This is a genomic window from Micromonospora sp. NPDC051300 (assembly GCF_044455315.1).
GTDB classification, from domain to species: domain Bacteria; phylum Actinomycetota; class Actinomycetes; order Mycobacteriales; family Micromonosporaceae; genus Micromonospora; species Micromonospora robiginosa.
This window is the reverse complement of sequence record NZ_JBITEP010000028.1, coordinates 64,097-75,351: the sequence shown is the minus strand read 5'-3', so window position 1 is coordinate 75,351 and position 11,255 is coordinate 64,097. Positions and strand designations below refer to the sequence as shown.

Sequence of the window (11,255 nt, the reverse complement as noted above, 5' to 3'; positions counted from 1 at the left end):
GGGGGGGGGGGGGGGGGGGGGGGGGGCGGGGCGGGGGGGGGGGGGCGGGGGGCGCCCCCCCCCCCCCCCGGGGGGGGGGGGGGGGGGGGGCCGCGGCCCCCCCCCCCCCCGGCCCGGTACTGTTCTCGTGATGGAATCCGACGCCCTCTTCACCCTCGGCGAGCCCACCGGAGCGCCCGGCGCACCCGGGGCCCCCGGCGGCGTCGACGGGTTCACCGCCGCCCGGGCGGACTCACCGCTGCCGGTCCGGATGCGCCCGGCCGGCATCGACGAGCTGGTCGGCCAGAACCATCTGCTCGCGCCCGGCGCGCCGCTGCGCCAACTGGTCGAGGGCGCGGCGCCCATGTCGGTCATCCTCTGGGGCCCGCCGGGCAGCGGCAAGACCACCATCGCCCACCTGGTGGCCCACGCCACCGACCGGCGCTTCGTGGCGATGTCCGCGCTGACCGCGGGCGTGAAGGACGTACGCGCCGTCATCGAGACCGCCCGGCGGCAGCGCCGCTCCGGCGGCCCGCCGACCGTGCTCTTCATCGACGAGGTGCACCGGTTCAGCAAGACCCAGCAGGACTCCCTGCTCGCCGCCGTCGAGGACCGCACGGTGACCCTGCTGGCGGCGACCACGGAGAACCCCTACTTCTCGGTCATCTCGCCGCTGCTCTCCCGCTGCGTGCTGCTCACCCTCCAGGCGCTCGACGACACCGCCGTACGCGGTCTGCTGCGCCGGGCGGTGGCCGACGAGCGCGGGCTCGCCGGCTCGCTGGTCCTCGCCGAGGACGCGGAGGACCACCTGGTCCGGCTCGCCGGCGGGGACGTGCGCAAGGCGCTCACCGCGCTGGAGGCGGCGGCGGCCACCGCGACCGCCACCGGCGTCGACCGGATCGACCTGGCCGTGGCCGAGCAGGCGGTCGACGTGGCGGCGGTGCGTTACGACCGCGACGGCGACGCGCACTACGACGTGACGAGCGCCTTCATCAAGAGCATGCGCGGCTCGGACGTGGACGCGGCGCTGCACTGGCTGGCCCGGATGCTGGTGGCCGGCGAGGACGCCCGGTTCATCGCCCGCCGCATGGTGATCTTCGCGAGCGAGGACGTGGGCATGGCCGATCCGACCGCGCTGACCGTGGCCACCGCCGCCGCGCACGCGGTGGAATACGTCGGCCTGCCCGAGGCGCAGCTCAACCTCGCCCAGGCGGCCATCCACCTCGCCACCGCCCCGAAGTCGAACTCGGCCACCACCGCCATCGGCGCGGCCGTCGCCGACGTGCGCGCCGGCCGCGGCGGCGCGGTGCCACGCGGGCTGCGTGACGCCCACTACTCCGGGGCGCGCGGGCTCGGCCACGGGGCCGGCTACCGCTACCCGCACGACGACCACCGGGGGGTGGTCACCCAGCAGTACGCTCCGGACGATCTCGTCGGGACGGACTACTACCGGCCCAGCGGGCATGGCGCGGAGCGGGCGGTGGCCACCCGGCTGCCGGTGCTGCGCCGGATCGTGCGTGGGTTGCCGGCACCGGCGACGCGGGGGGAGGCCGGTGCGCCGGCAGCCGCGAACGATGCCCGGGTGGGCGGCACCGAGCAGGCCGCCGGGGCGAGCGAGGGTGGCGGCGACGCCACCGAGGGGGGTCAGTAGTGATGGCGCGTGGTCCGGAGCGGCCGGCGGACGGCCCCGACGAGCGGCGCGATCCGAAGGCCCGGGGTCGCCGGTGGGGACGCGGCCGGGCCGAGGCCGAGCCGGAGCAGGCTCCGGCCGGCGAGGAGTTCGGCTGGATCGACGACCTGCGCACCGCCAAGCAGCAGCGCGGTGAGCTGGGTCCGGAGGGGCCCGAGGGCGAGGCGCCGGGCGGTCCGGGGGCGCGACCCGGGGCCGCCTTCCCGCCCCGTCCCGGCGGTTCGCCGCCGCCGGGGCCCGTCCCGGGCGGGCCACCGCCGGCCGGTGGGCCGACGCCGCCGACGAACCGCCCGGCGTCGCGTCCCGGCGTGCCCGCCCCGGGAACCGCCCGCCCCGGCGCGCAGCCCTCGGCGCCGGGGCGACCCGGGCCGCCGCCCCCGGTGGCGGCCGGCCCGGGCGGGCAACCCCCGGTGCCGGGCCGATCGGCGCCGCAGCCGCCGGCCCCGGGACGAACCGGGCCGCAGCCTTCTGGCCAGGGTCAACCGGGGCCGCAGCCGCCGAGCCAGGGCCAGCCGGGGCCGCAGCCTCCGAGCCCGGGACGGCCGGGGCCGCAGCCTTCGGCCCGGCCCGGTGCGCAGCCGCCGGCCCCCGCCCGCTCCGGTCCGCCTGCGGCAGCCGGCCCCGCCCCACAGGCGCCGGGCCGGCCCCATCAGACGGCTCCCGGGGCCGCCGGCCGGACCGGTGCGGCGATGCCGCCGGTGACCGGCCGCCCCGGCGCTGCTCCGCCCCCCGGCGTCGCGCGGCCCGGGGCGGAGATGCCGCCGGCCCCCGGTGCCGCGACACCCCGGGGTCCCGGCCGTCCCGGCGGCGACCCACTCGCCGGCGTCGCCCGGCCCGACCCCCGTGCGGCGGGCGCGCGACGCGGCCCGGACGGGCCCGTCCCCGCGGCGCCGCCCACCCGGCCGACCGGTCCCGACCCGGGCGCCCCCCGTCGTCCGGTGGACGGCCCCTGGCCCGGCATGCCCGAGGCGCCCCGGCCGGGCGGCGCCCCGTCCCGTGGCGGCGCGGACGCCCCGACCGGCCAGCAGCCGCCGGTTCCCGGCCGCCCGATCGGTGGTCCCCGGGTCACACCGGCCGCCGCGCGGACCGTGCCCCGCGGCCCGGTGGAGCCCGGTCCGGGCCGGCCGCCGGCCGGCGACGGCGACGACGACCGGGTGGCGACGCCACCCACCCCGCGCGGCCGGCACGGTGCGCAGACGCCCGACGTCCAGCCGGCCGGATCCGGCCCGGCCGCCGGTGGGCGCCGCGTGCTGCCCGACGACTCCGCCGGCATCCGGCCGGTCTCCGGCGTGGGCCGACGCGCCCGACCCGACGAGGCGCCGGCCGGCGCGGCCGTGGGCCGGCGGGCCCGGCCCGACGACGACCCGGCCGACGTCCGGCCGGTCTCCGGCCCGGGGCGCCGGGCGCGGCCGGACGACGCGCCGCCCGGCGGGCCCAGCGCCGGAGGCGTGCGTCGCGCGGCCCCGGAGCGCGCCGTCGACGCACGGGGCGCCGACGTCGACCCGGCCGTCCGCCCGGCCTCCGGCGGTGGCCGGCGGTCCCGGCCCGACGAGGCGCCGTCCCGCGACGGCCGCCGGGCGGTGCCCGGCGAGATCGACCCCACCACCCGGACCGGCCGGCGGGCCGCGCCGGAGCCGGACCGGCCGGTGGTGCCGCGCAGCGGGAACGCTCCCGGCCTGCCCGGCGCCGCCGCGCCCGTCTCCGGCGCGCCGTCGGACGGGACGGGCCCGCTCGCCGCCGGCCGTGGCCGTCGGGCCGTCCCCGACGAGCCCGGTCCCGGCCGTGGCCGTCGGGTCGCACCGGACGAGTCCGGTGCCGAGGCCGACGCGCCTCGATCCCGGCGCGTCGTGGCCGACGAGCCCGGCGAGCCACGCCCGCAACGTCCGGAGCGCCCCGCCGACTGGCTGCGGCAGGCCGGTCGCGCGCCGCACACCGACCCCGCCATGCCAGCCGCCCGGCGGTCGTCCGGCCCGCCCGCGGGCGAGGCGCCCACCCGCGCCGGCGGCCCCGACCGGGCGCCCGGCGCCCGTGCCGGTGGCGCCGACCGGGGGCCGGCCGCCCGGACCGGCGCCGCGATGCCGCCGGTCCGTTCCGACCCGTCCGGTCCGGCCGACCGGGCCGAGCCGTCCGCTCCGGCCGTACCGCCCGCGCGGGCCGCGCATCCCGGCCCCGCCAGGGGCGCGGCGCGTCCCGGCGGACCGCCCGCCGGCGGTGACCGTGCCGGCGTTGGCCGTCCCGGCGGGCCGCCGGTCGCCGGTGACCGTGCCGGTGCCGGTCCGGCTCGCGGCGGCGTCCCGCCGGTGGGACCGCACGGCGACCCGGACCGCAGCGGCGCCGTGCCGGTAGGCGGTGGCCGTCCCGGTGGGCGCGGCCCGGCCGACGACCCCACGCGGGCCGGTGGCCGCCCCGTTTCCGCCCCGGGGACGGCGGCGGTACGGCCGGCCGGTGACGGATCGGGCCCGAAGCGCCCCGACGGCCCGTCCGGCGGCGCGCCCGCGCCGGGACCCCGCGCGGCCGCCTCCGCCGGGCCGGCGGTCGCCCGGGCGGCGGCGGGGGTGGCCCGCCCGGTCGCCCCGGACGAACAGACGGGCGGGCGATTCGGTCCGCCCACCCCGGATCCGACCCGTCCGGCCGGCGCCGGACCGGCGGTGGCGCGCGCGGCCGCGGTCGTGACGCCGCCGGGGGAGCCCGTGGGGCCGCGGCCCGGCGACGGGCCGGCACCGCGACCGGCCGGCCCCGGCGCGGCCGGCGAGGGTACGGAGATCGCCGGCCCGCGCGGCGCCCGCTCCGACCTGCGACGGCAACTGCGTGAGCGGCGCCGGCTGCGGATGGCCGTGCTCGCCCTGGTCAGCCTCGTGCTGCTGGGGGCCGTGCCGCTCTACTTCGGGATGCGGACGCTGAGCCGTGACCCGGTCTTCGACACCCTCGACGCGCTCGACGTGCCGTCCTGGGCGGCGACGACGACGGTCGACAACGTCAGCGGCAGTCGCTGGTGCCTGCAGGACTGCCGGTTGCGGGAACGCGCGGTCGAGTCCGACCAGGGGTGGAAGCCGACCGTCGCGGTCTACGAGCAGGCGCTGGCCAAGGACGGCTGGCGTCGGTGGAAGGTCGACCGCTGTCCGGAGGAGAAGGTGGAGGGCAGCTACACCTGCTGGCGTCGGGACGAACTCACGCTCGACCTGTGGGTCCGTGACCCCACCTGCACGCCGCCGTCGGTGGACGGGCAGCCGGCGCCGTCCGCGCCGGCGCCCGCAGCGGCGAAGTGCGCCGGCTCGTTGGTGTCGGTGAAGGTGCGCAACGCGATCGACGACGAGCGCACCGGCCCCACGCCGACGACCGACCCGTCACTCACCGGTGAGGATCCGTACCCGACCCTGACCGACGACCCCCTCGGCGAGCCGACCCCGTCACCGTCGTGAGCCGACTTCCATCACGGACGGTAGGGTCTGGGGCTGGCGCGCCCGCCCGCGCCCGGTGACCGGGTCGGCGTGGCACGCGCGGGGTAGGTACGGTCGCGCGTCCCGGGACGTCCGGTTCGGGGACACTGTTTGAGGAGGACATACGCGTGAGTGGTGGAGAGATCGCTGCGCTGATCGCGGCCGGCGCGTTCCTGATGCTGGTGCTCGTGCTGGCGGTGCCGATCCTGCGGTTGCGGCACACCGTGGACGCGACGACCCGCATGATCGGTGATCTGAACGACCGCACCGGGCCGCTGCTCGGTGACGTGAACACCACGGTGAAGAACGTCAACACCGCGCTGGAGCAGGTGCAGACCTCGCTGGACGGGGTGAACCTCCAGCTCGCCAAGGTGGACACCATGACCAGTCACGCGCAGAACGTCACCGCGAACGTGGCGAACCTCGCCACCGTGGTCTCCGCCGCCGCCGCGAACCCGCTGGTGAAGGTGGCCGCGTTCGGCTACGGCGTGCGCAAGGCCGCCTCCGCCCGCCGGCACGCCGAGACCGAGCGTGAGGTGCGCGACACCATCAAGCAGCAGCGTCGGGCCGCCAAGCGCGGCAACCGCTGACCCCGACCGGCGTACGCGGGAAGGATGAGAGCATGAGGCGGTTGTTCTGGCTGGGCATCGGCCTGGCCGTGGGTGTCCTGGTGGTGCGCAAGGCCACCCGGACCGCGCAGGCGTACACGCCGGCCGGCATCGCCAGCGGGCTGTCCGAGTCCGCCGGTGGCCTGGTCGAGTCGGTGCGTGCCTTCGTGGACGACGTCCGGATCTCGATGGCCGAGCGGGAGCAGGAGATCCACGAGGCCTTCGCCCGCGGCGAGGCGTACGACGACGAGTTCGCCGAGCTGCGGGAGGACCCGCGGATCGGTGACCGAGAGATTTTCCCGGAGGAGCACCAGCGATGAAGACGGCGGAGATCAAGCGGCGGTTCCTCGCCCACTTCGAGGCGAACGGTCACGTCGTGGTGCCGTCGGCTCCGCTGCCCGCCATCAGTGATCCGAACCTGCTGTTCATCAACGCGGGCATGGTGCAGTTCGTGCCCTACTTCCTGGGTCAGCAGACCGCGCCGTACCAGCGGGCGACGAGCGTGCAGAAGTGCATCCGGACGCCGGACATCGACGAGGTCGGCAAGACCAGCCGGCACGGCACGTTCTTCCAGATGAACGGCAACTTCTCCTTCGGTGACTACTTCAAGTCCGGGGCGATCCCGCTGGCCTGGGACCTGGCCACGAAGTCGGTCGAGGCGGGTGGCTTCGGGTTGGACCCGGAGCGGATCTGGGCGACGGTCTACCTCGACGACGACGAGGCGTACGACATCTGGCGCGCCACCGGCGTGCCGGCGGAGCGGATCGTGCGCCGGGGCAAGGCCGACAACTTCTGGTCGATGGGCATCCCCGGCCCGTGCGGCCCGTGTTCGGAGCTGTACTACGACCGGGGTCCGGAGTACGGCCGCGAGGGTGGTCCGGAGGTCGACGAAGACCGTTACCTGGAGTTCTGGAACCTCGTCTTCATGCAGTTCGAGCGCGGTCCGGGCGTCGGCAAGGAGGACTTCCCGATCCTCGGCGACCTGCCGGCGCGCAACATCGACACGGGCATGGGCCTGGAGCGGATGGCCTCGCTGCTGCAGGGTGTGGACAACCTCTACGAGATCGACGAGGTCCGCCCGATCCTGGACCGGGCGGCCGAGCTGACCGGCAAGCGTTACGGCGCGCACTCGGGGCACGCGGCCAACCAGTCGCACCCGGACGACGTGCGGCTGCGGGTGGTCGCCGACCACGTGCGTACCGCGCTGATGCTGATCGGTGACGGGGTGACCCCGTCGAACGAGGGGCGTGGCTACGTGCTGCGCCGGATCATGCGCCGGGCGATCCGGGCGGTGCGGCTGCTGGGTTACCAGGATCGGGCGTTGCCGGAGCTGCTGCCGGTGGCGCGGGACTGCATGGCGCCGTCGTACCCGGAGGTGGCCGAGGAGTTCGGTCGGATCTCGCAGTACGCGTACGCCGAGGAGGACGCGTTCCTGGCCACGCTGCGCGCCGGCACCACGATCCTGGACACCGCGATCGCGGAGACGAAGTCGGCGGGTAAGCCCTCCCTCTCCGGTGACAAGGCGTTCCAGTTGCACGACACGTACGGCTTCCCGATCGACCTGACCCTGGAGATCGCGGCCGAGCAGGGCCTGCAGGTCGACGCGGAGGGCTTCCGCCGGTTGATGGCCGACCAGCGCAGCCGGGCCAAGGCCGACGCGCAGGCCCGCAAGACCGGGCACACCGACGTGTCGGCCTACCGGTCGGTGCTGGACGTGGGCGGGCCGGTGGAGTTCACCGGCTACACCGAGCTGAACCGGGAGTCCCGGGTGCGCGCGCTGCTGGCCGGCGGCGCGCAGGTCGGCGCGGCGGCCGAGGGCGACACGATCGAGCTGGTGCTCGACACCACCCCGTTCTACGCCGAGGGCGGCGGCCAGCAGCCCGACCAGGGGCTCATCACGGTCGGCGGCGGCCAGGTCGAGGTCTTCGACGTGCAGCAGCCGGTGCCCGGCCTGATCGTGCACCGGGCCCGGGTGGTGCGCGGCGAGGTCCGCGCCGGGGAGACCGGGTACGCGGAGATCGACGCGTCCCGTCGCCGGGCTATCTCGCGGTCGCACACCGCGACGCACCTGGTCCACCAGACGATGCGCAACTTCCTCGGCGAGTCGGCGACCCAGGCGGGTTCGCTCAACGCGCCGGGCCGGCTGCGGTTCGACTTCAACACCCCCACCGGGGTGGCGCCGAGCGTGCTGCACGACGTGGAGCAGCAGGTCAACGAGGTGCTCCTGGCCGACCTGGAGGTGCACGCGTTCGTCACCAGCCAGGAGGAGGCCCGCCGGATCGGCGCGATGGCGCTGTTCGGCGAGAAGTACGGCGAGCGGGTGCGGGTGGTCGAGGTCGGCGACTACGCCCGGGAGCTGTGCGGCGGCACCCACGTGGCCCGTTCGGCCCAGCTCGGCCTGGTCAAGATCCTCTCCGAGGCGTCGGTCGGTTCCGGGGTACGGCGGATCGAGGCGCTCGTCGGCATGGACGCGTTCGGCTTCCTGGCCCGGGAGCACCTGCTGGTGTCCCGGCTGGCCGAGATGTTCCGGGTGCCGGGTGAGCAGGTCGCCGACCGGGTGGAGCAGACCGTCACCCAGTTGCGCGACGCGGAGAAGGAGCTGGAGAAGCTCCGCGCCCAGCTCGTGCTCGGCGGCGCCGGGGCGCTCGCGGCGCAGGCGAAGGACGTGCGCGGGGTCGCGTACGTCGGCACCGAGGCGCCCGAGGGCGCGGCGGCGAACGACGTGCGGACGCTCGCCCAGGAGATCCGGGGCCGGATCGACGCGGCCCGCCCGGCGGTGGTCGCGGTGGCCGCCCGGGCCAACGGCAAGGCGTCCCTGGTGGTGGCGGTCAACCAGGCCGCCCGGGGTCGGGGCCTGAGCGCGAAGGACCTGGTGAAGGCGGCGTTCTCCGGCCGGGGTGGCGGCAGCGACGACCTGGCCCAGGGCGGCGGCCTGCCCGCCGCGGAGGCGGCGAACCTGCTGGTCACCGTGGAGAAGGCGGTCGCGGACGCGGCATGAGCGCACTGATCGACGCCGGGGCGGGCCGCCGGGTCCGCCCCGGCCCGTACCCGGCGGAAGGTGTCCGGTAGATGGTTGAGCTGACCCACGGCGTCCGGTTGGGGGTCGACGTCGGCCAGGTCCGGGTGGGCGTGTCCCGGTCCGACCCGCACGGCATCCTGGCCACTCCGCTGGTCACCCTGGCGCGGGACCTGACCGCCGAGCCGGACGCGGTGCCCACCGACATGGCGGAGCTGGTCCGGCTGGCGGCAGAGCACGAGGCGGTCGGGATCGTCGTGGGGCTGCCGGTCAACCTCGCCGGAAAACACGGCCCTGCAGCGGCGAACGTATCGGCCTATGCCACCCGTTTGGCCGATGTAATGGGGCCGATTCCGGTGACGCTGACGGACGAGAGGATGTCGACCGTCGTCGCGAGTCGTAGGCTGGCCGAACGGGGCGTCCGGGGAAAGCGTCAACGAGCGGTGGTCGACCAGGCCGCCGCGGTGGAGATTCTGCAGAGCTGGCTGGACGCACAGCGGAGGCGGACGGATGATCGACGATCTTGATCTGGGGTTCGACGAGCAGGACAGGGGGGAGAAGGGGCGGCACCGTCGCGGCGCGGTGCGCCGGCGGCAGGGCAAGTCCGGCGGCAACCGGGGCAAGACCCTCCTCGCTCTCGCGCTCGCGCTGGTCCTGCTCGGCGGCATCGGTGGCGGCGCCTACTACGGCTTCGACCGGGTCCAGAACTACTTCGTCACTCCCGACTACGACGGCTCCGGCACCGGCGAGGCGATCGTCGAGATCAAGCAGGGCGCGCTGATCGCCGACATGGCCGACGCGCTGGTCGCCGCCGACGTGGTGAAGAGCACCAAGGCGTTCATCGAGGCGGCGGAGGAGAACGCCCGCAGCAAGAACATCCAGCCGGGCACCTACAAGCTGCGCAAGCAGATGAGCGGTGACGCGGCGGTCACGGCGATGCTCGACCTGAAGAACAAGATCGTCAACGGGATCACCATCCCGGAGGGGCTGACCGCGAAGACGGTCTACAAGCGGCTCTCCGACAAGACCAAGATTCCGGTCAAGGACTTCGAGGCGGCCGCGAAGGACCCCGAGGCGCTGGGCGTGCCGGACTGGTGGTTCAAGCGCTCCGACGGCAAGACGGTCAAGCCTTCGATCGAGGGCTTCCTGTACCCGGACACCTACGAGATCCCGCCGAAGGCCACCGCCGAGACGGTGCTCAAGCTGATGGTGGAGAACTTCCTCTCGGTCACCGGTGAGATGAAGTTCGCCGACCGGGTGCAGGCGGAACGCGGCGGCATCACCCCGTACGAGGCGTTGACCGTCGCATCGCTGGCACAGGCCGAGGCGGGCAACAAGGACGACCTGGGCAAGGTCGCCCAGGTGGCCTACAACCGGGTCTACAAGGGCAACTTCCCGTGCGGATGCCTGGAGATGGACGTCACGGTCAACTACTACCTGGAGCTGACCGGGCAGAAGACCAAGGCGTCCAAGGACATGACCGCAGCCGAGCTGGACAATCCGAAGAACCCGTACAACCGTAAGCTGCGCGGTCTGGTGCCTACGCCGATCAACAACCCGGGCAGGCAGGCTCTGGAAGGGGCGATGGATCCCCCGCCGGGCAAGTGGCTCTTCTTCGTGGCGATCGACAGGCAGGGGCACTCCGAGTTCGCCGAGACCTACGCCGAGCACCAGCGCAACGAGCAGAAGGCCAGGGAGGCCGGGATCATCTGATGGCCGGCCCACATCGCGCGGCGGTGGTCGGCAAGCCTATCGCCCACTCGCTCTCCCCGGCGATCCACTCCGCCGGTTACGCGGCGGCCGGCCTGACCGGCTGGTCGTACACCCGGATCGAGGCCGGCGCGGAGGAGCTGCCCGGCCTGGTCGCGGGCCTCGGCCCGGAGTGGGCCGGGCTGTCGGTGACCATGCCCGGCAAGGAGGCGGCGCTCGCGCTTGCCGACGAGGTCTCGCCGGTCGCCGCCGCGGTCGGCGCCGCCAACACGCTGGTACGCCGGCCCGACGGCACCTGGTACGCCGACAACACCGACGTGACAGGCATGGTCGAGGTGCTCACCGGCGCTGGGTGCGTGGCCGGGGCGGTGGTCACGGTGCTCGGCTCAGGCGGCACCGCCCGGGCGGCGATCGCGGCGGCGGCCCGGTTCGGCGCGGCCGAGGTGACCGTGGTGGCCCGGCGGCCCGAGGCGATCGACGAGCTGCGTCCGGTGGCGGCCGCGGTCGGTGTGCCGCTGGCCGGCGCCGAGTGGGACGGCGCGCCCTCGCACGCCCGGGCCGACCTGGTGATCTCCACCGTGCCGAAGGGCGTCGCCGACCCGCTCGCCGCGCACTTCGACTGGCGGCCGGAGACGGTGTTCTTCGACGCGCTCTACGATCCGTGGCCGACCCCGCTGGCTGCCGGGGCGCTGGCCGCCGGCTGCCGGGTGATCTCCGGCCTGGACCTGCTGCTGGCCCAGGCGGTCGGCCAGTTCGAGCAGTTCACCGGCGTCTCCGCGCCCCGCGCCGCGATGCGCGCCGCGCTGGGCCGGTAA

General features: G+C 75.9%; 8 protein-coding genes. All 8 read left to right on the top strand.

Annotated elements, in window-relative coordinates:
- Nucleotides 1-130: 130 nt before the first annotated feature.
- The 8 genes from ACIA5A_RS25185 (at nt 131) to ACIA5A_RS25150 (ending at nt 11,255) form a co-directional block, all read left to right on the top strand.
- Nucleotides 131-1,630, top strand: a complete 1,500-nt coding sequence (locus tag ACIA5A_RS25185) for a replication-associated recombination protein A (RefSeq protein ID WP_396766875.1) — start codon at nt 131-133, stop codon at nt 1,628-1,630.
- A gap of 2,843 nt (nt 1,631-4,473) precedes the next feature.
- Nucleotides 4,474-5,088, top strand: a complete 615-nt coding sequence (locus ACIA5A_RS25180; protein WP_396766880.1) for a hypothetical protein — start codon at nt 4,474-4,476, stop codon at nt 5,086-5,088.
- 146 nt (nt 5,089-5,234) lie between these two features.
- Complete coding sequence (locus ACIA5A_RS25175; RefSeq protein WP_181567772.1) at nt 5,235-5,696, top strand: DUF948 domain-containing protein; 462 nt, start codon at nt 5,235-5,237, stop codon at nt 5,694-5,696.
- A 32-nt stretch (nt 5,697-5,728) separates the two neighbouring features.
- Complete coding sequence (locus ACIA5A_RS25170; RefSeq protein WP_396766873.1) at nt 5,729-6,034, top strand: hypothetical protein; 306 nt, start codon at nt 5,729-5,731, stop codon at nt 6,032-6,034.
- The gene (gene alaS / locus ACIA5A_RS25165; protein ID WP_396766871.1) at nt 6,031-8,712 is read left to right on the top strand and encodes an alanine--tRNA ligase; all 2,682 of its coding nucleotides are present in this window, start codon (nt 6,031-6,033) and stop codon (nt 8,710-8,712) included. The genes ACIA5A_RS25170 and alaS overlap by 4 nt, the downstream gene beginning before the upstream one ends.
- A 71-nt stretch (nt 8,713-8,783) precedes the next feature.
- Nucleotides 8,784-9,257, top strand: coding sequence for a Holliday junction resolvase RuvX (ruvX, locus tag ACIA5A_RS25160; protein WP_396766869.1), 474 nt, complete (start codon nt 8,784-8,786; stop codon nt 9,255-9,257).
- Complete coding sequence (gene mltG / locus ACIA5A_RS25155; RefSeq protein WP_396766867.1) at nt 9,241-10,443, top strand: endolytic transglycosylase MltG; 1,203 nt, start codon at nt 9,241-9,243, stop codon at nt 10,441-10,443. Before ruvX ends, mltG begins: the two co-directional genes overlap by 17 nt.
- Nucleotides 10,443-11,255: a shikimate dehydrogenase gene (locus ACIA5A_RS25150; RefSeq protein ID WP_396766865.1), complete on the top strand. Its 813-nt coding sequence runs from the start codon at nt 10,443-10,445 to the stop codon at nt 11,253-11,255. Before mltG ends, ACIA5A_RS25150 begins: the two co-directional genes overlap by 1 nt.

What these genes read in the sequence shown, in the direction of transcription:
- ACIA5A_RS25185 (WP_396766875.1), top strand. Translation starts at nt 131, where the DNA reads ATGGAATCCGACGCCCTCTTCACCCTCGGCGAGCCCACCGGAGCGCCC.
- ACIA5A_RS25170 (WP_396766873.1), top strand. Translation starts at nt 5,729, where the DNA reads ATGAGGCGGTTGTTCTGGCTGGGCATCGGCCTGGCCGTGGGTGTCCTG.
- alaS (WP_396766871.1), top strand. Translation starts at nt 6,031, where the DNA reads ATGAAGACGGCGGAGATCAAGCGGCGGTTCCTCGCCCACTTCGAGGCG.
- ruvX (WP_396766869.1), top strand. Translation starts at nt 8,784, where the DNA reads ATGGTTGAGCTGACCCACGGCGTCCGGTTGGGGGTCGACGTCGGCCAG.
- mltG (WP_396766867.1), top strand. Translation starts at nt 9,241, where the DNA reads ATGATCGACGATCTTGATCTGGGGTTCGACGAGCAGGACAGGGGGGAG.
- ACIA5A_RS25150 (WP_396766865.1), top strand. Translation starts at nt 10,443, where the DNA reads ATGGCCGGCCCACATCGCGCGGCGGTGGTCGGCAAGCCTATCGCCCAC.